19 protein-coding genes and 1 tRNA gene are annotated in these 23,242 nt (G+C 55.7%); 11 read left to right on the forward strand and 9 right to left on the reverse strand.

Annotated features, from left to right (window positions below; translation table 11 throughout):
• Positions 1-28: 28 nt before the first annotated feature.
• Positions 29-105, forward strand: a tRNA-Met gene (locus ELB75_RS00965).
• A gap of 366 nt (positions 106-471) precedes the next feature.
• A complete protein-coding gene (locus ELB75_RS00970) occupies positions 472-1,890 on the forward strand; it encodes an OmpP1/FadL family transporter (protein WP_126982301.1) in 1,419 nt (472 codons plus the stop codon).
• Between the two features lie 282 nt (positions 1,891-2,172).
• Here the strand turns inward: ELB75_RS00970 and ELB75_RS00975 are convergent, their stop codons facing one another.
• Positions 2,173-3,039 carry a LysR family transcriptional regulator gene (locus ELB75_RS00975; RefSeq protein WP_126982302.1) on the reverse strand — a complete coding sequence of 289 codons (867 nt, stop codon included), beginning with the start codon at positions 3,037-3,039 and terminating at the stop codon, positions 2,173-2,175.
• A 107-nt stretch (positions 3,040-3,146) separates the two neighbouring features.
• Between ELB75_RS00975 and ELB75_RS00980 the strand changes: the two genes are divergently transcribed.
• Positions 3,147-3,377, forward strand: a complete 231-nt coding sequence (locus ELB75_RS00980) for a DUF2798 domain-containing protein (protein WP_126982303.1) — start codon at positions 3,147-3,149, stop codon at positions 3,375-3,377.
• Between the two features lie 109 nt (positions 3,378-3,486).
• On the opposite strand, the gene pdxH is transcribed toward ELB75_RS00980, so the two are convergent.
• Positions 3,487-4,119, reverse strand: a complete 633-nt coding sequence (pdxH, locus tag ELB75_RS00985; protein WP_049259363.1) for a pyridoxamine 5'-phosphate oxidase — start codon at positions 4,117-4,119, stop codon at positions 3,487-3,489.
• Positions 4,120-4,244: 125 nt separating this feature from the next.
• Between pdxH and hemA the strand changes: the two genes are divergently transcribed.
• Positions 4,245-5,501, forward strand: a complete 1,257-nt coding sequence (gene hemA, locus ELB75_RS00990; RefSeq protein ID WP_023887496.1) for a glutamyl-tRNA reductase — start codon at positions 4,245-4,247, stop codon at positions 5,499-5,501.
• 194 nt (positions 5,502-5,695) lie between these two features.
• Here the strand turns inward: hemA and ELB75_RS00995 are convergent, their stop codons facing one another.
• The 5 genes from ELB75_RS00995 to mnmG form a co-directional block, all read right to left on the reverse strand.
• Positions 5,696-6,232, reverse strand: coding sequence for a DUF924 family protein (locus ELB75_RS00995; RefSeq protein ID WP_126982304.1), 537 nt, complete (start codon positions 6,230-6,232; stop codon positions 5,696-5,698).
• 44 nt (positions 6,233-6,276) lie between these two features.
• Positions 6,277-7,176, reverse strand: a complete 900-nt coding sequence (locus ELB75_RS01000) for a pirin family protein (protein ID WP_126982305.1) — start codon at positions 7,174-7,176, stop codon at positions 6,277-6,279.
• 101 nt (positions 7,177-7,277) lie between these two features.
• Complete coding sequence (locus ELB75_RS01005; RefSeq protein ID WP_126982306.1) at positions 7,278-7,751, reverse strand: OsmC family protein; 474 nt, start codon at positions 7,749-7,751, stop codon at positions 7,278-7,280.
• Between the two features lie 518 nt (positions 7,752-8,269).
• Positions 8,270-8,569: a tetratricopeptide repeat protein gene (locus ELB75_RS01010; protein ID WP_277600823.1), complete on the reverse strand. Its 300-nt coding sequence runs from the start codon at positions 8,567-8,569 to the stop codon at positions 8,270-8,272.
• A 140-nt stretch (positions 8,570-8,709) separates the two neighbouring features.
• Positions 8,710-10,605, reverse strand: a complete 1,896-nt coding sequence (mnmG, locus tag ELB75_RS01015) for a tRNA uridine-5-carboxymethylaminomethyl(34) synthesis enzyme MnmG (RefSeq protein WP_126982307.1) — start codon at positions 10,603-10,605, stop codon at positions 8,710-8,712.
• A gap of 303 nt (positions 10,606-10,908) precedes the next feature.
• Between mnmG and uvrA the strand changes: the two genes are divergently transcribed.
• From uvrA to ELB75_RS01030, 3 genes are all read left to right on the forward strand, one after another.
• Positions 10,909-13,758 (forward strand): excinuclease ABC subunit UvrA, encoded by a 2,850-nt coding sequence (uvrA, locus tag ELB75_RS01020; RefSeq protein ID WP_126982308.1) that lies wholly within the window; start codon positions 10,909-10,911, stop codon positions 13,756-13,758.
• A gap of 36 nt (positions 13,759-13,794) precedes the next feature.
• Complete coding sequence (locus tag ELB75_RS01025) at positions 13,795-14,859, forward strand: hypothetical protein (protein ID WP_126982309.1); 1,065 nt, start codon at positions 13,795-13,797, stop codon at positions 14,857-14,859.
• 277 nt (positions 14,860-15,136) lie between these two features.
• Positions 15,137-15,667: an REP-associated tyrosine transposase gene (locus tag ELB75_RS01030; RefSeq protein WP_206501473.1), complete on the forward strand. Its 531-nt coding sequence runs from the start codon at positions 15,137-15,139 to the stop codon at positions 15,665-15,667.
• 442 nt (positions 15,668-16,109) lie between these two features.
• Here the strand turns inward: ELB75_RS01030 and ELB75_RS01035 are convergent, their stop codons facing one another.
• Both ELB75_RS01035 and lpdA read right to left on the reverse strand, forming a co-directional pair.
• A complete protein-coding gene (locus ELB75_RS01035; RefSeq protein ID WP_126982311.1) occupies positions 16,110-17,138 on the reverse strand; it encodes an ACP S-malonyltransferase in 1,029 nt (342 codons plus the stop codon).
• Between the two features lie 472 nt (positions 17,139-17,610).
• On the reverse strand, positions 17,611-19,419 hold the full coding sequence (gene lpdA / locus ELB75_RS01040) for a dihydrolipoyl dehydrogenase (RefSeq protein WP_126982312.1): 1,809 nt from the start codon (positions 19,417-19,419) through the stop codon (positions 17,611-17,613).
• A gap of 240 nt (positions 19,420-19,659) precedes the next feature.
• Between lpdA and pssA the strand changes: the two genes are divergently transcribed.
• From pssA to rlmN, 4 genes are all read left to right on the forward strand, one after another.
• Complete coding sequence (gene pssA / locus ELB75_RS01045; RefSeq protein WP_126982313.1) at positions 19,660-20,448, forward strand: CDP-diacylglycerol--serine O-phosphatidyltransferase; 789 nt, start codon at positions 19,660-19,662, stop codon at positions 20,446-20,448.
• A 141-nt stretch (positions 20,449-20,589) separates the two neighbouring features.
• The gene (locus ELB75_RS01050) at positions 20,590-21,402 is read left to right on the forward strand and encodes a sulfite exporter TauE/SafE family protein (protein ID WP_126982314.1); all 813 of its coding nucleotides are present in this window, start codon (positions 20,590-20,592) and stop codon (positions 21,400-21,402) included.
• Between the two features lie 195 nt (positions 21,403-21,597).
• Positions 21,598-22,023 carry a nucleoside-diphosphate kinase gene (ndk, locus tag ELB75_RS01055; protein ID WP_023887445.1) on the forward strand — a complete coding sequence of 142 codons (426 nt, stop codon included), beginning with the start codon at positions 21,598-21,600 and terminating at the stop codon, positions 22,021-22,023.
• A gap of 126 nt (positions 22,024-22,149) precedes the next feature.
• Positions 22,150-23,241 (forward strand): dual-specificity RNA methyltransferase RlmN, encoded by a 1,092-nt coding sequence (rlmN, locus tag ELB75_RS01060; RefSeq protein ID WP_126982315.1) that lies wholly within the window; start codon positions 22,150-22,152, stop codon positions 23,239-23,241.
• The last annotated feature ends 1 nt before the right edge of the window (position 23,242 follow it).

Consider the following 23,242-nt stretch of genomic DNA (forward strand, 5'->3'; position numbering starts at 1 on the left):
CAAGGCGCGTATAGTTCGCCTTCCCTGACGCGGGGTGGAGCAGCATGGTAGCTCGTCGGGCTCATAACCCGAAGGTCGTAGGTTCAAATCCTGCCCCCGCAACCAATTTCAAACCTCTCGGCAAATTGCTGGGAGGTTTTTACATTCCGGCAATCTTATGCCCGCACATTCTCAAAAAGTGAAACAATGTGGCACAATTCGGCCTTGCGCCGGCAATCTGTTGGAATTTTACCAATCCTAACACAACCAAACCCTGCTGTTTCGGCGGCCGGGTTTTATTGTTGCATCAAGTTTCCTGTAGAATAGTTATTCAACGTTAAAAGCCAAACAGCCCATGATTCCGCCGGGCAGCAAGCCACGGGAAGCAGATGTTTGGCCATACGGCATCATGTTTCAGGTAGCCCCTTCACAAGGCTACCTGAAAATATGCCCGTTAATCGATAAACAGCTTTTCCTTCAACCGAATACATCATGACAACCCGCCATTTCTCCCGCCTCGCCCTGTTGCTGGCCACCGCTTTTTCCGCCCAAGCCTGGGCTTCCGGCTACCATTTCGGCACTCAATCCGTGAGCAGCCAATCCACGGCCAATTCATCCTCCGCTGAAGCCGCCGATCCTTCCACCCTGTTCCACAACCCCGCTGGCCTCACCAAACTCGAAGGCACGCAGGTCAGTATCAACGTCAACCTTGTTGCGCCCAGTGTGAAATACAGCGATGCCGAAGCCTACTACCCCGGCACCAACCAACCCGTACAAGGCGCCACTTCCGGCAACATCCGCCCGAAAAGCGTGGTGTTTGCGCCGCATTTTTATTTGTCGCACCGCTTGAATGATAACCTTGCCCTAGGCTTGGGCATGTACGTTCCCTTCGGCTCCGGCACCGAATACCAGCATGATGCCGTTTTACGCTACAACCTGAACGAGTTGAGCGTGAAAACCATCGCTATCCAGCCCACCGTTGCCTATAAAATCAACGATCAGCACTCCGTTGCCCTCGGCCTGGTGGCGCAGCACACCACTGCCAATTTGCGCCAATACGCCAACTTCGGCGCCTTCCCTCCGCTGCGCCGCAACGGCTTTGCCGATGGTTATGCCAGCGTGGAAGGCAGCGATTGGGGCTTCGGCTACAACCTCGCCTGGCTGTGGGACGTGAACGACTCCCTGCGTTTGGGCGCAAACTACCGCTCCAAAGTCAGCCACAACCTGCGCGGCGATGCCGAATGGAAACTGGTGGGCGCGGCCTTCCAAACCCCGATGGGCGGCACACTTTCCAATGCCATCCGCGCCAACGGCTATGCCGAATCCGAAGCCGCCAACGTGCGCATCGTTACCCCCGAATCATTCTCCCTGCACGGCATGTACAAACTTACGCCGCGCTGGTCGCTCTATGGCGACGCCACCTGGACACGCCACTCCCGCTTCAACCGTGCCGAGTTGAATTTCGGCAACAGCAAAACCGTGGCCAACCCGCAGAATCCTGCTGCACCCGCCCGCAGTAACCAAACCATCCTCACTCCCCAGTGGCGTAACACTTATAAACTCTCCCTCGGTGCGTCTTACCAAATCACCGACCCCCTGCAACTGCGCTTCGGCATCGCCTACGACCAATCCCCCGTACGCGGCGCCAACACCCGCATGAGCACCCTGCCCGATGCCGACCGCCTCTGGTTCTCCTTCGGCGGCAAATACGACATCAATCAGCAGCACAGCCTCAACCTCGCCTACAGCTATGTGCACGTGAAAAACACCTCCGCCAACGTAAACGGCTGGTGCGGCGGCACAGCCTCCGGCCCTGGCTCGCAAGCCTGCGTGTCCAGCCGCACCCACGGCTCGGCCAAATTCAGAAGCCGCTCCCATATCTTAGGCTTGCAATACACTTACAAATTCTAATTCGATTCATGGCGGCCAAAAGGCTACCTGAAAACATGGGCTTCAACGCAGTAAAACAAGCAGAGCGAATTGCTGCGAAGCCGATATTTTCAGGTAGCCTTCCGTATGTTTGCGCCTTATCCGGCCGGTAGGGTTTGAGGCTGCCTGAAGCCGGGCAAGCCCAGCGTTCGTATCCGGCAATCTGTAGCGCTGGTAATCACATTGCCGTTTGTTTTTCAGGTAGCCTGCTGTATCCCCGAGGCTACCTGAAAACCCGGATTCAACACGGCAACCGTTTTTCAATCAGCCTGAACCCTCTTTCCCAAACACCTCCCCAAAATAATCCGCCACCGCCCTTACGCTGGGGCTGCGGCGCACGTCTTCGTGCATCACCAGCAAGAGTTCCGCCGGGAATTCGGGCGGCGGCTTATCCGGATTGAGTGAGACGGGATGCAGCCTGTCGGCGGGGAAAACGGCGAAATCAGGCAGGATACCGATGCCGATTTGTTCGCACACGGCTTGTTTGACAGCGGCGAAGTCGTTGCTGGCGAAGGAAATGTCGGCATCTTCGCCGATTTGTTCGGCAAACCAGCGGGAAAAACGGGTGTTTACGGCAATTTGTACAAAACGCCAGTTTTCGCGGCGGGTGGTTTCCAGGTAGCCCTCATGGCCGTAGATGCGGTAGGAAAAATGGGCGATGCGGCGCACGGTAAGGTCGTTTTGGGTGGGGCGGACGAGGCGCAGGGCGATGTCGGCTTGGCGGCCGTGCAGGTCGGCGAGTGCGGCATCGCTTTGGATGATAAGGCGTATATCGTTATGTTTTCTGTAGAAATCGGTAATGTGGGGCATCAGCAGGAGTCGGGCGACGAATGGCGGTGCGGAAATGACGACGCTGTGCCGCAGTTCGGCCTGTTCGCGCGCGGTACGCTGCAACATGCTCATATCTTTGCAGATTTCGCAGGCATGGCGGTAAAGCCGTTCTCCTTCGGGGGTGAGTAGGTAGCGTTTGCCGATGCGGTCGAACAGGCGCAGGCCGAGGGCGTTTTCCAGCTGGGTGATTTGCCGCGAGACGGTGCTGTGCTGCACGCCCAAGTGTTCGGCGGCAGCGGTAAGGGTTTGTTTTTCCACGAGGGCGGTGAAGTGGCGGATGCCGTTCCAGTCCCAATCCATTATTGCTTCCTTTGTGCATTTTTTAGCTTTGCTTGCCAATTTATCTTATTTTCGTGTTTTTATAAACGGTATAAACTGTGCAATATGGATTTTTTGAGGGGAACGAGATGAAAAAACTACCGAAAAAATACGCGGGCGTGCTGTTTTCTTTTTACGCTTCGGCGGTGATGGTGCTGATTGTGAGCGCGGTGCTGGTGGCTCTGAATACCGGCATCGACGCGGGCTACCCGCTGCGTTTGTTGAAATCATATTTGATTACTTGGCCGGTGGCATTCGCCAGCCTGCTCGGCGTGCGTCCGCTGGTGATGAAATGGGTGGCGGCTTCGGTGGCCGATTGAGGCTGAAAATTAAAGGCTACCTGAAAAAGGGCTGAAGGATAGAAGGGACGGGAAAACCATCTCTATCCATCAGCCCAATTTTTTCAGGTAGTCTTTTCCCCCGGCCGGACTACGGCGCGAGCCGCTCTTTAATCCACTTATCGCCCTCCAGGCGGTATTGGATGCGGTCGTGCAGGCGGCTGGGGCGGCCTTGCCAGAACTCCACCCGATCAGGAATCAGCAGATAACCGCCCCAGTGTGGCGGGCGCGGTACGTGCAGGGGGTGTTTCACCGCTTCGGCCGCTGCGCGTGCCACGATGATGCTTTTGCCAGCAATCACGCTGCTCTGCTCGCTGGCCCAAGCGCCTAAGCGGCTGGTGTAGGGGCGGCTGGCGAAGTATTCGTCTGAAGATTTGGCATCCAGTTTTTCCACCCGCCCTTCGGCGCGCACCTGCCGTTCCAGCTCCGGCCAGAAAAAGGTGAGTGCGGCAAACGGATGTGCCGCCAGCGCGCGGCCTTTGCGGCTTTGGTAGTTGGAGAAAAACACAAAGCCCCGGTCGTTCACCTCTTTCAACAGCAGGATGCGGCTGTTGGGCCGGCCGGCCTCATCCACCGTAGCCACGCTCATGGCGGTGGGCTCTTTGGCGGCGGAATGGATGGCTTCGTTCAGCCACTTTTCAAACTGTGGCAGCGGCGTATTGGCGCAATCGGCCTTGGAAAGCTCCTGTTTGCTGTAGTCTTCGCGGATATTGTGCAAATCCATCGGTTTCTCCTTTCTCAATTGCTAACTGATAAATACTATCATCTTGAAGTTATTAAAAGATTTTATTCACCATCCGGTGCGGTTTGGCTATAATAGCGCAGTTTCGGTTTTTGGGATAATCCGCCATGCAGCTTACCGCCATCGGCTTGAACCACCAAACCGCTCCGTTGAGCATACGTGAGCGGTTGGCTTTTGCTGCCGCCGCGCTGCCTGAGGCATTGCGCGAGCTGGTGGGCAGCCGCACGGCTGAAGAAGCCGTGATTTTGTCCACCTGCAACCGCACCGAACTCTATTGCGTGGGCGAGCCGGACGATATTGTGCGCTGGCTGGCCGACTACCGCAAGATTCCAAACAGCACGCTGGAACCCTACCTCTACCGCTACCAAACCGAAGCAGCCGTGCGCCATGCTTTCCGCGTATCTTGCGGGCTTGACAGCATGGTGCTGGGCGAGCCGCAGATTCTCGGTCAAATCAAAAACGCCGTGCGCGTGGCGCAGGAACAGCAAACTTTAGCTTCCAATCTGCATGCCCTGTTTCAAAAAACCTTCGCCATTGCCAAAGAAGTGCGCACCAGCACGGCAGTGGGCGAAAATTCGGTGAGCATGGCCGCCGCTGCCGTGAAAATGGCCGCCCGTATTTTCCCCGACATTGGCGAATTGAATATTTTATTCGTGGGCGCGGGCGAGATGATTGAATTGGTGGCCACCCATTTCGCTGCCAAATCGCCACGCGGCATCACCGTGGCTAACCGCACCGCCGAGCGCGCTCAAGAATTATGCAACAAGCTGGCCTCGCCCGCCTCCGCCTGCCCTTTGAGCGAACTGCCGCAGCGGCTGCACCAATACGACGTGATTGTGTCTTCCACCGCCAGCCAGCTGCCGATTATCGGCAAAGGCATGGTGGAACGCGCCCTGCGCGAACGCCGCCACCGCCCCGTTTTCCTGCTCGATTTGGCCGTGCCGCGCGATATCGAAGCCGAAGTGGCCGATTTGGGCGATGCCTATCTTTATACGGTAGACGACATGATGCAGGTGGTGAGCAGCGGCCAGGCCGCCCGGCAGCGCGCCGCCGCCGAAGCCGAGCAAATGGTGGATAGTAAAGTGGCTGAATTCATGAGCTGGCAGCGCCGCCGCCAAAGCGTGCCGCTGATCCGCTCCCTGCGCGATGAAGGCGAACGCGCCCGTCGGCAAGTGCTCGACAACGCCACCCGCCTGCTGGCCAAAGGCGTGCCCGCCGAAGAGGTGCTCGAGCGGCTTTCGGTACAGCTCACCAACAAACTCCTGCATGCGCCCACCAGCGCGCTTTCCAAAGTAGACAACCAAACCGCCCACCTTACCGAGGCGCTGGTGCAGGTGTACGGGCTGGACAAACCGCGCTCTTAAAGGCTTGGCCCAAAAGCAGAAAAGGCTACCTGAAAATTTTCAGGTAGCCTTTTTCATAAGCAGCGGGGACGATGATTGCCTCCACAATCAAATGATATTGATGCAAGGCTGCGGAGCACCAATGCGGTGGGAATTGCGGCCGCTCCGTTTTTTAAAAAACCCAACCCATCTGAAGGCCGCCTGAAAATCCGGCTTTAAAACGACGAGCCTTCCTGTTTCAAAAACTCAATCTCTTCCGCCGTGCCGGTGCGGCCGAGTACGGCGTTGCGGTGTGGATAACGGCCGAAGCGGTCGATGATGGCTTTGTGCTGTTCTTCATGTATCAGGGCATGGGCAGCGTGGCGGGTGAAGAGTTCCAACGCAAGGGCGTGGATTGTGCGGCTTTCGCTGTGCATGAGCGGCATCAGCATCATGTGCCGCCAGGCATCGGGCAGGCTGGCGAAACCGGGCTGTTTAACGGCTTCTTGGGCAAGCACTTGCGCCATGGCATCGCAGGCGAAGGCTTGCGGATTGTTGCGGAACAGGTTACGCGAGAATTGGTCGAGCACGATGATTTCCGCCAGGCGGCCTTCAAGCGTGGTGCGCCATCCGTAGAGTTCGGCGCGGGCGGCCTGTTGCCGAAGGCCGACAAACCGGCTACGGATGGCTTGGTCGAACTCGTCGCTTTTGGCGAACCAGAACGGGCGGTTTTCTTCGGCAAACCAGAAGTCGAGTACGTTTTGCGAGGTCATATTGAGCTTGATTTTCTCTATCGGGTTGGATGGAATGTCTGGTCCTAACGCACCTTCCCGCGCAATTCAGGCGCTGCAAGGCGTTGCAATTTTGTGCCCGCCAAATCGATGCTGCCGAAGCGCGGATGCCCGCCGTTCCAATCGGCCACGGCTTTTTCCAGCGCTTCCCGGCTGTCTGCAACGAAGTTCCACCAAATCAGCGTCGGGTGCGGCAGTGGTTCGCCGCCCAGCAGCATAATGTGGCTGCCTGCTTGGGCGCGGATGCGCAGGGTTTGGGCAGCATCGGTGCGGGCGAATTTTGCCAATTCGTCTTGTGTGAACGTTTGCCCGTCGATTTCCACTTCGCCTTTGAGCACCAGCACACCGTATTCCCAGCCTGCTCGGGCGGGGATTTCCAAGATTTGCGCCTGACGGGTACGGATGTCCAAGCCCAGTAAGGGGCTGTGCTGTTCGGTCGGCGCGGTGCGGCCGGCGAAACTGCCGTTCACCAGCACGAAATCTGCGCCATTGTCCGACCATTCGGGCATTTCGGGGTAATGGCGGAAATCGGGGGCGATGGTTTTACCCATCGGCAGGGCAATCCAAAGCTGCACGGCATGCAGGGTTTTGATGCCTGCGGGCGTTTGTTCGGTGTGGCTGATGCCGTGGTTGTCGCCCGTACCTGCGGTCATCAGATTGACTTGTTTCGGGCGGATGGTTTGGCGGTTGCCCAGGCTGTCTTGGTGCAGCACTTCGCCTTCCAGCATCCACGTGAAGGTTTGCAGGTTGGTGTGCGGATGTGCGCCAACCTGCAAGTCGTCTTCCTGCTCGGCAAAATGCGCGGGGCCGGCGTGGTCGAGAAAGCACCATGCGCCGATGGTGCGGTGGCTGCGGTTGGGCAGCAGCCGGGCAATCGGGATGCCGCCGACATCGTGGGTTTTCGCGGTGATTTTGGTGATGGTCATGGGGCTGTGTTGTTTGGAATGATTGAGGGATCAGATGGCCTTCAGGCTACCTGAAAATAGCCTGTACCCGTTTTTCTCAATACAGGCTGCTGTTTAGCTCCTCACGCTACCGTAATTTCGCATTCGCACGCCACTTCGAAATTCAACGAATTGGCGATAAAGCACAGGCGGTGCGCTTCGTGGTGCAGGGCTTTGGCCTGTTCGATATGCTGCGCTTGGGTGATGGTGACCTGCGGGCGCAGCGTGGCCTTGATGAACCTGCCCGGCAGGGCGTTGTCGCCTTCGTCCATCACGGCTTCGGCGTGGTCGGTGTAGGCGGTTACGATGATGCTCGCCGCGCCGCACAGGTGCAGATACCAGAGTTTGTGGCAGGCGGAGATGGCGGCCAGCAGCATGTCTTCGGGATTGTGACGGGTTTTGTCGCCGCGAAAAGCGGGGTCGGACGAGCCGTGCAGTTCGGGTTTGCCGGTGATTTTGACGGTGTAATCGCGCGAATAGGCGGTGTAGGACGATGTGCCGCTGCCCAAATTGCCCGCCCATTCGACGGTGGCGCGGTAGGTGTGCTGTTTGCTCATGGGTTTTTCCTTTGTGGTGCGGGTTTCGGGTTGTAGGCTGCTTTGCAAACGGCCTTTAGATAGCAATGCAGGCTACCTGAATTATAGTGAATTAACAAAAAGCACAGCGTTGTCTCGCCGCCTTGTCCTGATTTTTGCTCATCCACTATAAATTGGGAAGAGGCTACCTGAAAATATGGCTACCGTTGTTTTCAGGTAGCCTGAAAGGGGCTACCTGAAAATTGAAAACCGCGTGCGTGCGCTCCGCATACACTCTGCCAAGCGGACTGCGTATGCTGACTATTAAACGGATTAAGGCGGTTGAAGAAGCCCTCAACTGCTGGGCGAGCAAGACATTGGATGATGAGATGCCGGTTGATTCTTTTTAGCGACGCTCGCCGATAGCATTGAAGCGTTGCATTTGAAGTGCGGATGCAAGGGCATCACAAGCCGTTCAATAACCTGCCTGATTTAAATAGCGGTATTGGTCGCAGCCTTCTTGAACTCCACCATCACATGCTTTGCCGAACCATGCCTTGCTAAGATAAAAATCTTGGCGCACGCCTCGTCCGTATGTAATACATCGAACCCAGATTATATTGAGCTTTGGCATACCCCTGTTCCGCCGCTTTGCGATACCATCTGGCTGCTTCGGCATAATCTTGGCGTACGCCTTGTCCGTTGTCATACATCACACCCAGATTATATTGGGCATCGGCATTCCCCTGTTCCGCCAAATGCAGGGTTTGCCGGAAATCCGATGCGTTATCCGCCCAAACTGCCTGGCTCAAACCTAAAGCCAGCAATGCGGCTGCCAGTAATTTTGTCAAATGCTTCATTTTAATTCTCTTATAGTTTTTAAAACACTAATGTATGGGCGCTTCATATGTGCCCGAAATCTTTGTGCCGTCTGAAAAACGGATTTTATCCCCTGCATTTCATGACGGTTATTTGTGCGCCGCCTGCACTTTCAGGCAGCCTATTTCGCCCCCTTAAACCCGCGCTTCAAATGCACCATCAGCAACGCCACTGCCGCAGGGGTTACGCCGGAAATGCGGCTGGCTTGGCCGACGGTTTCGGGTTTGTGCTGGTTGAGCTTTTGCTGCACTTCGGCGGATAAGCCTTTGACTTTTCTGTAATCGATGTTTTCAGGTAGCCTCAACGTTTCCAAATCGCGGCGGCTGTCGATTTCTTCGTTTTGGCGGTCGATATAGCCTTGGTATTTGACTTGGATTTCCACTTGCTCAATCACGTTTTCAGGCAGCCTGCACTCGGGTTGTGCGCCTTCGAGCGTCATCAGTGTGGCGTAGTCGAGGTTCGGGCGGCGCAGGAGGTCGTGCAGGTTGGCTTCGCGGCTGAGTTTTTGTCCGAATACGCGGATTTGTTCGTCTTCGGCGAGTTTTTGCGGCGTGTACCACGTTGTTTTCAAACGTTGGATTTCGCGTTCGATGGCTTCGCGTTTTTCGTTGAACATGCGCCATTGCGCTTCGGGTACCAAGCCGATTTTGTGGCCGTCTTCGGTCAGGCGCATGTCGGCGTTGTCTTCCCTGAGTTGCAGGCGGTATTCGGCGCGGCTGGTAAACATGCGGTAGGGTTCGTTCACGCCTTTGGTGATGAGGTCGTCCACCAATACGCCGAGGTAGGCTTGTTCGCGGCGCAGCAGGAGCGGGTCTTGTTCGCGGACGTATTGCACGGCGTTTGCGCCTGCAAGCAGGCCTTGTGCGGCGGCTTCTTCGTAGCCGGTCGTGCCGTTGATTTGTCCGGCGAAGAAGAGGCCTTGGATGGTTTTGGTTTCGAGGCTGGCTTTGAGGTTGCGCGGGTCGAAGTAGTCGTATTCGATGGCGTAGCCGGGGCGCAGGATATGGGCGTTTTCCAGACCTTTCATGCTGCGCACGAGCGCGATTTGGATGTCGAACGGCAGGCTGGTGGAGATGCCGTTGGGGTAGTATTCGTTGGTGGTCAGGCCTTCGGGTTCGAGGAAAATCTGGTGGCTGTCTTTGTCGGCGAAGCGGTTGATTTTGTCTTCGATAGACGGGCAGTAGCGCGGGCCGACGCCTTCGATTTTGCCGGTGAACATGGGGCTGCGGTCGAAGCCGCTGCGGATAATTTCGTGGGTTTTCAAATTGGTATGCGTAATCCAGCAGGACACTTGGCGCGGGTGCATATCGGCATTGCCGCGCACGGAAAAGACGGGTACGGGCGTATCGCCGGGCTGTTCGGTGAGCTGGGAGAAATCAATCGTGCGTCCGTCGATACGCGGCGGCGTGCCGGTTTTCAGACGGCCTTGCGGCAGGTTCAATTCGCGCAAACGTCCGCCCAGCGATTTGGCGGCGGGGTCGCCGGCGCGGCCGCCTTCGTAGTTTTCCAAACCGATGTGGATTTTGCCGGACAAAAACGTGCCTGCGGTCAGCACGACGGCGCGGGCTTTAAATTCCACGCCCATCGCGGTGATTACGCCTGAAATACGGTCGTCGTCGAGCGTTACGTCGTCAACCGACTGCTGGAAGAGGTCGAGATTTTCTTGGTTTTCCAGCATTTCGCGGATGGCGGCTTTGTACAGGATGCGGTCCGCCTGCGCACGCGTGGCACGAACCGCCGCGCCTTTGCTGGCGTTCAGGCGGCGGAACTGGATGCCGGATTTGTCGGTGGCCAACGCCATCGCGCCGCCGAGCGCGTCGAGTTCGCGCACGAGATGGCCTTTGCCGATGCCGCCGATGGAGGGGTTGCACGACATTTGTCCGAGCGTTTCGATGTTGTGTGTGAGCAAAAGCGTCTGCGCGCCCATGCGCGCGGCGGCAAGCGCGGCCTCCGTACCTGCGTGGCCGCCGCCGACGACGATGACGTCGTAGGTTTTGGGGTAGAGGATGGTGGGCATGATTGTGTGGCCGGTAAAAAATCAAGCGATTATACGCGGTTTTGCCGCCGGATGAGGCTACCTGAAAAACGGAAACGGGTTTGGAGCTTGGCAGAAACTCGGCTTCCTCCGTAAATCTCGTTTTGGCGCAATTCGCTTTGCTCATTTTCAGGTAGCCTGTGCTGGGATAGAGGCTACCTGAAAAAGTTGTGTGCTTGAGAAACAGCTTTCAGGTAGCCTTTCCGGTTTGCGGCGCGGGGCAAGAGGCGGGCTGAAAGTGTTACAATACGCGGTTTCTTTTTATTCGAGTTTCCCGACTTCATCATGTGCAACCACAACCATCCCCACCACACCCGCGACAACGACACCATCCGCATCCGCGGCGCGCGCACGCATAATTTGAAAAACGTCGATTTGGACATTCCGCGCCACAAGCTGGTGGTGGTCACGGGGCTGTCGGGCAGCGGCAAATCGTCGCTGGCGTTTGACACGCTGTATGCCGAAGGGCAGCGGCGTTATGTCGAGAGCCTGTCCGCCTATGCGCGGCAGTTTTTGCAGATGATGGACAAACCCGACGTCGATTTGATCGAAGGCTTGTCGCCCGCGATTTCCATCGAGCAGAAATCCACCAGCCACAACCCGCGTTCCACCGTCGGCACGGTAACGGAAATCCACGATTACCTGCGCCTTTTGTACGCCCGCGTCGGCACGCCGTATTGCCCCGAACATAATTTGCCGCTGTCGAGCCAGACCGTGTCGCAGATGGTCGATGCCGTGTTGAAGCTTCCGGAAGACACGCGCGTGATGATTCTGGCGCCGGCGGTGCGCGAGCGTAAGGGCGAGTTTGTCGATTTCTTTGCCGACTTGCAGGCGCAGGGTTTTGCGCGCGTGCGCGTGGACGGTGAGGTCTATCAGCTTGACGAAGTGCCGAAGCTGGAAAAAAACATCAAACACAATATCGACGTGGTCATCGACCGCGTGAAAGTGAAGGCGGATATTAAGCAGCGGCTGGCGGAAAGTTTTGAAACCGCGCTGCGCCACGGCAACGAGCGCGCATTGGCGATGGAGATGGACAGCGGCGAAGAACATTGGTTTTCCGCCCGTTTCGCCTGCCCCGTGTGTTCGTACAGCCTGCCCGAATTGGAGCCGCGCCTCTTTTCGTTCAACAACCCGATGGGGTCCTGCCCGACTTGCGACGGCTTGGGCAACACCAATTTCTTCGACCCCGAAAAAGTGGTCGCCCACCCCGAATTGTCATTGGCAACGGGCGCGATTGACGGCTGGGACAAGCGCAACCAATTCTATTTCCAAATGATTCAGTCGCTGGCGCGGCACTATGGTTTCGATGTGCAGGCTGCTTGGGAAACGCTACCTGAAAAAGTCAAAAAAGTCGTGCTGCACGGCTCGGGCAAAGAAGTCATTGATTTTACTTACCTGTCCGAACGCGGCACCACCTTCAACCGCAGCCACGCCTTTGAAGGTATCATCCCCAATCTCGAACGCCGCTACCGCGAAACCGATAGCGAAACCGTGCGCGAAAAACTGCGCGAATACCAAAACCACCGCGCCTGCCCGAGCTGCTGCGGCGCACGTTTGCGCAAAGAAGCCCGCTACGTTTACGTCAGTGGCGAACCCTTGCACGAAGTCTCCGCCTGGCCGCTGACCAAAACCCACCAATTCTTTGAAACGCTGGATTTGGACGGCAACAAAAAACAAATCGCCGAAAAAATCCTCAAAGAAATCACCGAGCGGCTCGGCTTCCTGATTAACGTCGGGCTGGATTACCTCAATCTCTCCCGCTCCGCCGAAACCCTCTCCGGCGGCGAAGCTCAACGCATCCGCCTCGCCAGCCAAATCGGCAGCGGCCTGACCGGCGTGATGTACGTTTTGGACGAACCCTCCATCGGCCTGCACCAGCGCGACAATGACCGCCTGCTCGCCACCCTCAAACGCCTGCGCGATTTGGGCAACAGCGTGATTGTGGTCGAACACGACGAAGACGCCATCCGCGAAGCCGATTTCGTCGTCGATATGGGCCCAGGCGCGGGCGAACATGGCGGCAACGTACTGATTGCCGACACCCCCGAAAACGTCGCCAAATGCGAAAAATCCATTACCGGGCAATATCTCAGCGGCAAAAAATCCATTGCCGTGCCGTCTGAACGCACGCCCGTCAATCCCGACCGAATGCTCGTCCTCAAAGGCGCGCGCGGCAACAACCTCAAAAACGTTACCCTCGAACTGCCGCTCGGTTTGATTACCTGCATCACCGGCGTATCCGGCAGCGGCAAGTCCACCCTGATTAACGATACCCTCGCCAAAATCACCGCCCGCGAACTCAACCGCGCCCAAGAAGAACCCGCCCCATACGACGACATCCGCGGCCTCGAACACCTCGACAAAGTCATCAACGTCGACCAATCCCCCATCGGCCGCACCCCGCGCTCCAACCCCGCCACTTACACCGGCCTGTTCACCCCCATCCGCGAACTCTTCGCCGGTGTCCCCCTCTCGCGCGAACGCGGCTACAACGTCGGCAGATTTTCCTTCAACGTCAAAGGCGGCCGCTGCGAAGCCTGCCAAGGCGACGGCGTCATCAAAGTAGAAATGCACTTCCTGCCCGACGTGTACGTCCCCTGCGAAGTCTGCCACGGCAAACGCTACAACCGCGAAACCCTGGAAATCCAATACAAAGGCAAAAACATCAGCCAAGTCCTCGACATGACCGTCGAAGAAGCCCGCGAATTTTTCGACGCCGTCCCCACCGTATCGCGCAAACTGCAAACCCTGATGGACGTAGGACTCGGCTACATCCGCCTTGGCCAATCCGCCACCACCCTCTCCGGCGGCGAAGCCCAACGCGTCAAACTCGCCTTGGAACTCTCCAAACGCGACACCGGCAGAACGCTCTACATCCTCGACGAACCGACCACCGGCCTGCACTTCGCCGACATCGCCCTGTTGCTGGAAGTCATAGGCCGTCTGAAAGGCAAAGGCAACTCGATTGTGATTATCGAGCATAATCTGGACGTTATAAAAACGGCTGATTATATTGTGGATTTAGGACCGGAAGGCGGCGATGGTGGGGGAAGAATTATTGCTTCAGGTAGCCCCGAGCAGGTGGCGAAGGTTAAGAAGAGTTATACTGGGAAGTATTTGAAGGTGGTTCTGTAATTTGATTTGTTTTCTTAAATTTCTTGGTAATTCGTTATGGAAAATTCTTATAAAAACTACTTTGAAACTATCTATTCATTTCATGATGATAGTCATGGTATGGATGCCTTTATTAAAAATAAATGCGATGCAGAAATGCTAGCAATAATAGAGGCAATCTCAAAAGAATTAGGAATTAACAAGCAAATCAGATTAGAAACTCTTCCAGCAAGAGAGGGAAGTTATGATGAATGGCTTCAAACCACATTTTATGCAAATATTATTGCTTCAGCTTCACTGCTAGTATCTATTCTTGCCCTAATTTTTTCTAGGATTCCAGTAAAACCCTATAAGTCAAAAATAGACGAGGAAAATCAGATTTTAGATATTGAATCTAAAAAGCTGGACATTGAAAATAAACGATTAGAAGCTGAAAAGCGCAAAGTAGAACTAGAAATTCTTAAAAGGCAACTTTCTGCTATTAATGAAGAAGCCACAAGAGACAGTATTGAGGAAATCAATAAAAAGGTTTCTATGCTGCAAGATTCTTTTTTTGAAATCTTAAGTCAAAATATTTATATAAAAAAACATTTATCCAATTTCTATAAAACACTTTTAGACTATCCAAAAATAACTTACATTAGTTATTCACATTACGATATTAATTTAAATCTGATTGATAAAAAGCGTACTGTTTTAAAAAATCAATTTAAAGAATTTATTATAGATTCTGATATATTATTTGATTACGATGAAAATGCTAGGATTCATATATATGCACCAAGTTTAGTAAAAGGAAAACATAAATGGCGCGGATATTATGAAAAAGAAAATATTATTATTGATTTTAGTATGAAAGACACTGAATTCAAAGAAAATATTGAAGCTGGATTGATAAATTTTAGAAATGGTTCAATGATTGATGCCGTTTTATCAATAAAAATTAAATTTGATGAAACTGGGAATGAATCCTCTCGATCTTACTCTGTACTTACAGTTTTACAAAAAATAGATGGCGAAATATTTACTGAAACGGAACAAGGGAAAAAATTCAAAGAACGAAAAAAATTCACTGAAAATCAGCTTTCTTTGTCATTAGAAGAAGATTCCAAGAAGATTTAACAAGGAGTAGCCTGCATACCCAATCAACTGCGTGCGTGGCTGCGCCACACACCCTACCTGTAAATTACATGGAACTTCAAAACCAATACGTAGGGTGTGTGCGGTACGCACGCACGCGGTTGTTTGATCGACGGTTTGCCTTCAACTTTTAACTTCGTTGAAGCTAGCACTTTCAGACGGCCTCCAATGTTGTCTGAAAACGTCAGCTTCGAAAAAGTTAAAACCTTAAAAAACAAACCATTCCTTCTCCAACACCCAAACCACAAACAAAAATCCTATGGCGCGTTATCGCAGAAACTTCGTTGCGGGCGGCACATTCTTTTTCACTGTCAAACTCGCCGACCCAAAATCACGCCTGCTTGTCGAACATATCGACTTATTGCGTGCGGCTTATATGGATGTGCAAAAACAATATCCCTTTGAAACCGTCGCCGTATGTGTGCTGCCGAACCACATTCACGCCATTTGGACGCTGCCGCCCGACGATGCGGATTATTCCTTGCGCTGGCGGCTGATTAAAACCAAATTCTCCGCACATTTCCCTCATGCCGAAAACCTGTCCGCCAGCAAACAGCGGCGGCACGAACGCGGTATTTGGCAACGGCGTTTTTACGAACACACCGTGCGCGACGAAATCGATTTGCAGCGTTGCACAGACTATATCCATTTCAATCCCGTCAAACATGGATTGTGCGGCAATGTCCGCGATTGGCCGTTTTCGTCGTTTCACCGTTATGTGCGGGACGGATGGCTGCCGTTAGATTGGGGCGGTACAAAAGAAACTGCGGTAATGAGTTTTGGAGAGTGAATGCCATAATAAAAAACTACTGACCGCGTGCGTGGCTGCGCCATACACCCTACCCATGAATCATGAGGAACCCCAAAACCAACGCGTAGGGTGTGTGCGGCACGCACGCGGTTGCTTGATTGACGGTTTGCCGTTTCCAAATTTACTTTCGTTGAAGCTGCCACTTTTCAGACGGCCTCAAATACCAATACGGCCTACCCGTTAATCCCAAAACTACCCACCCACCTAAGACAAACCAATGTGCAGGCTGCTTTTCAACTCTGTTGAAGCTTCGTTTTCGGCAAGCTACCATTCAAATATCCTATCAATAAAGGCTACCTGAAAACGAACGAAGTGAGTTTCTGCGAAGCTAAAAATATCCGACTCAACAAAGCTGAATATTTTTCAGGCAGCCTTTTCTTAACTTGGCGGCAGCCGCAGTTTCAAAAATCAGAAACCGCCGTTATCCGCCAAACAGTGCCGTTTTGCCTTCCGCGCCGGAAACATCCAGCACTTCAATTCCTTCCCCCTCCAACACGGCCTGCGTCAGCATGGCCACGCCGCCGGAGGGGCCGATTTCCAAAATCCGCCGCACGCCCAGCGCGGCCATGCTGCGGCATTCGGCCACCCAGTCCACGGGATTGACCAACACATTTTGCGCGATGCCGTGCGCCTGTTCCGCGTCCAAACCGCAGGCGGCCGCCCATTCGGCTGTTTGCGCCACGGCGGGCAGCATGGCGGGGTGGTGGAAGCCGACTTCCACGTCCAGCCGCCACAGCAGGTTTTCGGGCGTTTGGCCGTTGGCGTCTTTCACCGTGTCCGTCAACACGCCGCATACGCGCGCCACCGATTCGGGCTTGCCGCTGACGACAAAACCGTCCGCGCTGTTCTGCAAGCCGATACACGGGCGGGCGGCCGAATCCGCGGGGAACAGTTCGTCAATCACGGCAGCAAGCTGCCCGCGGCTCACGCCCTGCACCATTACCATCGGATGCAAGTCGTCGTGCAGATACATGCCCGTTGCGCGCCCTTGCAGCGTGGCCACCGCGCCAATCAATTCGGCCAAAGCCAGCAGTTTGGCGGCATGCTGCGGCTCGCGTATCAGATAACGCCCGAGTATGCCCTGCGAATGCCCGATAACGCCCGCCGCCTTGCCGCTGTCCAGCCCGCGGGTTTCCAGCGTGTGCAGATTGGCGATTTGCGAAAGGAAAATGCCGGGCGCGCTCACGGCGGCACACACCAAATCGATGCCGTCCGCGCCGTTTTCCGCCCATTTTATCGGCTCGAAACCTTGTGGACGGGCGGCGGCAATCTGTCCGGCCGCAGGCTTCAATATTCGGGCGGCTTCGGCGGCCACTTCGTTTGCCCTGTCCCGCGCCCCTTCGGCCAAAGCCTCGCGCAGGCTGCTTATCCAATCGAAGCCCTGCCCGGAAAAGCAGAGGGCGAACGGTTCGTTATGCAGTTGTTCAAGCAGGCGTTTTTGTTCAGCCATGATGTCGCTCCCGTAAGTGATGGATTTCAGACGGCCTGTGCCGTTTGCAAGATGCCAATCAATGCTGGCGGATAAACTGCTTACGATAACTATACGGGCTGCTGTGATAGCAGATGCTGTGCTGGGTCAAACATCAGGTTGCTTATAGAGAAAAGAGAGAACGCGCGGGAAATATAGTGAATTAACGAAAACCAATACAGCGTTGTCTCACCTTACCGTAACGTGTGTACTGTCTGTGGCTCGCCGCCTTGTCCTGATTTTTGTTAATCCACTATAGGAGTGGCTACCTGAAAAACAATGTCTTGGTATGGCTAAAACGGAGTTTCTACGCAGCTTTGGTTGAACCAACAATCAACCCGCTCCGTTGAAACGATGCTTTCAGGTAGCCTCTGCCATACTAAAAGGCTACCTGAAAACCGCCAAACGCGGTTTGAGGTAGCCTTTTCTATTCGGCGTTTAAGCTGTCAAACGCTTATTTCTTTTTCTTTTGCGGCGGCAAGTCGGTGCAAGTGCCGTTGGCCACTTCTGCCGCCATGCCGATGCTTTCGCCCAAGGTCGGGTGCGGATGGATGGTTTTGCCGATATCTTCCGCATCGCAGCCCATCTCAATCGCCAAGCAGATTTCGCCAATCATGTCGCCCGCGTGCGTGCCGACGATACCGCCGCCGATGATACGGCCTGTTTCCGCGTCGAAAATCAGCTTGGTGAAGCCTTCGTCACGGCCATTGGCGATGGCGCGGCCGGATGCAGCCCACGGGAATACGGCTTTGGTGATTTTGATGCCGTCGCGTTTGGCGATTTCTTCGGTAACGCCCACCCAAGCCACTTCGGGGTCGGTGTAGGCCACGCCCGGAATCACGCGCGCGTCGAAGTAGGCTTTGTGGCCGGCACAGTTTTCGGCTGCCACATGGCCTTCGTGCACGGCTTTGTGTGCCAACATGGGCTGGCCGACCACGTCGCCGATGGCGTAGATGTGTGGCACGTTGGTGCGCATTTGTTTGTCCACTTCAATAAAGCCGCGTTCGGTAACAGCCACGCCGGCTTTTTCGGCGGAGCAGAGTTTGCCGTTCGGCGCGCGGCCGGCGGCCACCAACACCAAGTCGTAGCGTTGCGGTTCTTTCGGCGCTTTTTCGCCTTCAAAAGTCACGTAGATGCCGTCTGCTTTGGCTTCCACAGCCACGGTTTTGGTGTTGGTCATGATGTTGTCGAAGCGGTGGGCGTTCATTTTTTCCCACACTTTCACCAAGTCGCGGTCGGCGCCCTGCATCAGGCCGTCCATCATTTCCACCACGTCCAATCGTGCGCCCAGCGTGCTGTACACGGTGCCCATTTCCAAGCCGATGATGCCGCCGCCGATAACCAGCATTTTTTCCGGCAGTTTGCCGCCGTTTTGGCGCAGTTCCAGCGCGCCGGTGCTGTCCACAATGCGCGGGTCTTCAGGAATGAAGGGCAGTTTCACCACGCGGCTGCCCACGGCGATGATACAGTTTTTGAAGGCAACGGTTTTTTTCGCGCCGGTTGCGGTGGCTTGTTCGTATTGTGCGGATTCGGTGAGCGACACTTCGATGTGGTTTGCGCCCACGAATTGGCCGTTACCTTGGATGATGTCCACTTTGCGGGCTTTGGCCATGCCTGCCAGGCCGCCGGTCAGTTTGGCGATGACTTTTTCTTTATAACCGCGCAGTTCGTCCACATTGATTTCGGGTTCGCCGAATTTGATGCCGTTTTTCACCAAGTGTTTCACTTCATCAATCACGGCGGCGTTGTGCAGCAGTGCTTTGGACGGGATGCAGCCCACGTTCAGGCACACGCCGCCCAAGGTGCTGTATTGCTCGATGATGGCGGTTTTCAGGCCTTCGTCGGCTGCGGCAAAAGCGGCAGAGTATCCGCCCGGGCCGCCGCCCAATACCACCACGTCGTATTCGGCATCGGCAGAACCGGCAAATTGTGCAGCCTGCGGTGCGGGCGCAGCGGCTTGGGGGGCTTCTTGGGCAGGGGCGGGCGCAGCGGCGGCTTTGGGCGCTTCGGCAGCGGCAGACGCACCGGCGGCTTCGATGACGGCAATCACACCGCCTTCGGAAATTTTGTCGCCCACTTTCACTTTCACTTCTTTCACCACGCCTGCGGCTTCGGCAGGAACGTCCATGGTGGCTTTGTCGGTTTCCAATGTAATCAGCGTGTCATCGATGGCGATGGTGTCGCCTGCTTTGATTTCTACGGCGATGATGTCCACGTTTTCGTGGCCGCCGATATCGGGTACTTTCAATTCGATTAAGCTCATTGTGTTGTGCCTTTCTTGAGTATTGGATTAATTAACAAAGGGCTACCTGAAAAATGAAGCGCCGCGATGCGGCCAAGTTTTCGGTATCCAGCCCGATTAATTGCTCGACGAAACGGATTATAACGCACTTCGCCGCTTTCCCTGCAGCTTTATCAACGCAGGTTTTGCTGCTGCGGGCGCGGCGATGGCCGGATGGGTATATAATAGGCTTCTGATTATCGAGTTTTCAGGTAGCCTCAAATGACCCAACCACGCTCCCCCGAACAGCCTATCAGCCGCCGCGAAGCCTTCCGCCAAAACAGCATCTACCTGCTGCCCAATTCGTTTACGCTGGCGGCTTTGTTTTGCGCATTTTTCGCCATCACCCAATCCATGCACGGCCACTATGAAACGGCAGCGGTGGCGGTGTTTGTGTCGATGCTGCTCGACGGTATGGACGGCCGTGTGGCGCGCTGGACCAACAGCCAAAGCGCGTTCGGCGAACAGCTCGACAGCCTGGCCGACATGGTGAGCTTCGGCGTGGCGCCCGCGCTGATTGCCTACAAGTGGCAGCTTTTCGAGTTCGGGCGCATCGGCTATTCGGCGGCCTTTATCTATTGCGCCTGCGCGGCTTTGCGCCTGGCCTTGTTCAACACTTTAATCGGCAAGGTGGACAAACGCTGGTTTATCGGCATCCCGAGCCCGACGGCGGCCGCTCTGGTCATCGGGCTGGTGTGGATGGATCACAATCTGGGCAGCCTGCCGCTGGCGCGTTGGTGGTGCTTGATCATCACGCTGTTTGCCGGGCTGTCGATGGTGGCGCAGGTGCGGTTTTGGAGCTTTAAGGAAATCAACGTGCGACGCAAGGTGCCGTTTTTCGGGCTGCTCTTGGCGGTAATCGGCTTTTTGGTGATTACTTGGGAGCCTTCGCTGGTGCTGTTCCTGCTGTTTCTGGCCTACAGCCTGTCTGGCTATGTGATGTGGTTTTGGCAGCGCGGGCGCAGGCAAAAGGCGCCACAAAAGCCGGACGGCGGGCAAGAGGCTACCTGAAAAACGGCCACAGCCTAAATTGAGGGATGGCAGGTGCCAAGCCGGTTTGGCCTGAACAGCTAAAGGCTACCTAAAAATTCAAAAATGAAACGCCGCTGCCGATTTGCTTTCCGGCAGCGGTTTTATAGTGGAGGCAAAGCAATGTGGAGCATGGAAGTGTTGCTGCCGCTAGCGGCGGTGGGTGCGGCGGCGGGGTTTTTGGCCGGGCTGCTGGGCATCGGCGGCGGGGCGGTTACCGTGCCGATTGTGCTGTGGTCGCTGGGCAGGCAGGGCATCTCTGGCGAGCACGGCCAGCATTTGGCGGTGGGTACATCGATGGCGGTGATGGTGTTCACTACCTTTTCCAGCGCGTGGGCGCAGCAGAAGAAGGGCGCGGTGCGCTGGGAATTCGTTCGGCGCATGGCGCCCGGGCTGGTGGCGGGCAGCCTGCTGGGCTCGCTGGTGTCGAACCGGATTCCCACTTTCGGCCTGCAGGTGTTGTTCATCGTATTTTGCTATTCGGTGGCTGCAAAAAATCTGTTTCAGCTCAATCCGAGACCGGCAGCCGAGCTGCCCGGCGGACGGGTGCAGGCGGGAGCAGGCGGGCTGTTCGGGCTGCTTTCCAGCTGGGTGGGCATCGGCGGCGGGTCGTTGTCGGTGCCGTTTATGATGTATTGCCGCGTGCCGGTGCACCAGGCGGTGGCCACTTCCAGCGTGCTGGCCTGGCCGATTGCGGTGGCGGGGGCGCTGGGCTATCTGCTTTCCGGCTGGAATGTGCCGGGGCTGCCTGCGGGTGCAGTGGGCTTTTGGTATGTGCCGTGCATTGTGGTGCTGGGGGCGTGCACGGTGCTGTTCGCGCCCTTGGGCGTGAAAGCGGCACACCACCTGCCACCGGCCGGTTTGAAGCGGGCGTTTGGCATGTTGATGGTGGTGATTGGCAGCCAGATGCTGTGGAAATTGCTGCACGGGGTTTAAAACAACCCGCGCCAGTTTTCAGGTAGCCTCCAAGCCGCTTATGCAAAGCCAAACCGATAAATGCAAAAATCCGTATCCGAACAAGCCATCTCGCGGAAAACTTGTTAAAATGCCGTCCGCCAGCCGCACGCCTTTGGGCGGGATAAACATCCGTAGCGGCCAATATATTGACAGCGAATCGGATTGGAGAACCAAATGGCCGTTGAACGCACTCTTTCCATCATCAAGCCCGATGCCGTGGCCAAAAACGTTATCGGCAAAATCTACAGCCGCTTTGAAAGCAACGGCTTGAAAATCGTGGCCGCCAAAATGAAGCACCTCACCCGCGAAGAAGCCGAGGGCTTCTACGCCGTGCACAAAGAGCGCCCGTTTTTTGCCGAGCTGGTGAAATTCATGACCAGCGGCCCGGTGATGGTGCAGGTGTTGGAAGGCGAAAACGCCGTAGCGAAAAACCGCGAGCTGATGGGCGCCACCAACCCGAAAGAAGCCGCTCCCGGCACCATCCGCGCCGACTTTGCTTCCTCTATCGATGCGAATGCCGTACACGGTTCCGACAGTTTGGCCAATGCCGCCATCGAAGTGGCCTATTTCTTCGGCGAGCAGGAAATCTGCCCGCGTTAAACCGGCCGGGCTGCAGGCTACCTGAAAGTTTCAAACGGATTGGAACTCAGTTTTCAGGTAGCCTTTAAGCCTTTATATACAAACCATAAAACCTAAGAACACAACCAGCCGATTTGCGGCGCTCATATGAAAACCAACCTGCTCAACTACGACCTCACCGGCCTCACCGCCCATTTCGCCCAAATGGGGGAAAAACCCTTCCGTGCCCGCCAAGTGATGCGCTGGATGCACCAAGGCGCAGCCGGCGATTTCGACGAAATGACCGACCTGGCCAAATCACTGCGCGCCAAGCTCAACGAGAGTGCGCAAGTGGGCGTGCCCGCGCTGATGGCGGCGCAGGAAAGCCGCGACGGTACGCGCAAATGGCTGTTGGACGTGGGCACCGGCAACGGCGTGGAAACCGTGTTCATCCCCGAAACCGACCGCGGCACGTTGTGCATTTCCTCGCAGGTGGGCTGCGCACTGGAATGCACCTTCTGCTCCACCGGCCGCCAAGGCTTCAACCGCAACCTCTCCACTGCCGAAATCATCGGCCAATTATGGTGGGCCAACAAAGCACTGGGCGCCACGCCCAAAGACGAACGCGTGATTTCCAATGTGGTGATGATGGGCATGGGCGAGCCGCTGGCCAACTACGATAATGTGGTGACCGCGCTCTCCATCATGTTGGACGACCACGGCTACGCCCTCAGCCGCCGCCGCGTTACCGTGTCCACCTCCGGCATGGTGCCGCAGATGGACAGGCTCAAAGAAGACATGCCGGTGGCGCTGGCTGTATCGCTGCACGCCCCGAACGACGCCATCCGCAACGAAATCGTGCCGCTGAACAAAAAGTATCCGCTCAAAGAGCTGATGGCCGCCTGCCAGCGCTATCTGGTTAAAGCCCCGCGCGACTTCGTTACCTTCGAATATGTTATGCTCGACGGCGTAAACGACAAACCCGAACACGCCCGCGAGCTGTTGGAATTGGTTAAAGACGTTCCCTGCAAATTCAACCTGATTCCGTTTAACCCCTTCCCCAATTCCGGCTACAACCGCTCCAGCGATGAGAATATCCGCGTGTTCCGCGATATCCTATATCAGGCCGGCTTGGTGGTTACCGTGCGCAAAACGCGCGGCGACGACATCGATGCAGCCTGCGGCCAGCTGGCCGGACAGGTACAAGACAAAACCCGCCGCCAACAAAAATGGCTGCAATTACAAGTTGTGAAAGGTTGAT

The sequence above is a fragment of the Eikenella corrodens genome (assembly GCF_003990355.1).
In the GTDB taxonomy this organism is placed as follows: domain Bacteria; phylum Pseudomonadota; class Gammaproteobacteria; order Burkholderiales; family Neisseriaceae; genus Eikenella; species Eikenella corrodens_B.

Excerpts from the sequence above, each read along its gene's own strand:
- ELB75_RS01025 (WP_126982309.1), top strand. The coding sequence starts at position 13,795 with ATGGAAAATTCTTATAAAAACTACTTTGAAACTATCTATTCATTTCAT.
- pdxH (WP_049259363.1), bottom strand. The coding sequence starts at position 4,119 with ATGGATTTGCACAATATCCGCGAAGACTACAGCAAACAGGAGCTTTCC.
- ELB75_RS01010 (WP_277600823.1), bottom strand. The coding sequence starts at position 8,569 with ATGAAGCATTTGACAAAATTACTGGCAGCCGCATTGCTGGCTTTAGGT.
- pssA (WP_126982313.1), top strand. The coding sequence starts at position 19,660 with ATGACCCAACCACGCTCCCCCGAACAGCCTATCAGCCGCCGCGAAGCC.
- ELB75_RS01030 (WP_206501473.1), top strand. The coding sequence starts at position 15,137 with ATGGCGCGTTATCGCAGAAACTTCGTTGCGGGCGGCACATTCTTTTTC.
- ELB75_RS00975 (WP_126982302.1), bottom strand. The coding sequence starts at position 3,039 with ATGGATTGGGACTGGAACGGCATCCGCCACTTCACCGCCCTCGTGGAA.
- ELB75_RS00995 (WP_126982304.1), bottom strand. The coding sequence starts at position 6,232 with ATGACCTCGCAAAACGTACTCGACTTCTGGTTTGCCGAAGAAAACCGC.
- hemA (WP_023887496.1), top strand. The coding sequence starts at position 4,245 with ATGCAGCTTACCGCCATCGGCTTGAACCACCAAACCGCTCCGTTGAGC.
- ELB75_RS00980 (WP_126982303.1), top strand. The coding sequence starts at position 3,147 with ATGAAAAAACTACCGAAAAAATACGCGGGCGTGCTGTTTTCTTTTTAC.
- rlmN (WP_126982315.1), top strand. The coding sequence starts at position 22,150 with ATGAAAACCAACCTGCTCAACTACGACCTCACCGGCCTCACCGCCCAT.
- ELB75_RS01035 (WP_126982311.1), bottom strand. The coding sequence starts at position 17,138 with ATGGCTGAACAAAAACGCCTGCTTGAACAACTGCATAACGAACCGTTC.
- ELB75_RS00970 (WP_126982301.1), top strand. The coding sequence starts at position 472 with ATGACAACCCGCCATTTCTCCCGCCTCGCCCTGTTGCTGGCCACCGCT.
- ndk (WP_023887445.1), top strand. The coding sequence starts at position 21,598 with ATGGCCGTTGAACGCACTCTTTCCATCATCAAGCCCGATGCCGTGGCC.
- ELB75_RS01000 (WP_126982305.1), bottom strand. The coding sequence starts at position 7,176 with ATGACCATCACCAAAATCACCGCGAAAACCCACGATGTCGGCGGCATC.
- mnmG (WP_126982307.1), bottom strand. The coding sequence starts at position 10,605 with ATGCCCACCATCCTCTACCCCAAAACCTACGACGTCATCGTCGTCGGC.
- lpdA (WP_126982312.1), bottom strand. The coding sequence starts at position 19,419 with ATGAGCTTAATCGAATTGAAAGTACCCGATATCGGCGGCCACGAAAAC.
- ELB75_RS01050 (WP_126982314.1), top strand. The coding sequence starts at position 20,590 with ATGTGGAGCATGGAAGTGTTGCTGCCGCTAGCGGCGGTGGGTGCGGCG.
- uvrA (WP_126982308.1), top strand. The coding sequence starts at position 10,909 with ATGTGCAACCACAACCATCCCCACCACACCCGCGACAACGACACCATC.
- ELB75_RS01005 (WP_126982306.1), bottom strand. The coding sequence starts at position 7,751 with ATGAGCAAACAGCACACCTACCGCGCCACCGTCGAATGGGCGGGCAAT.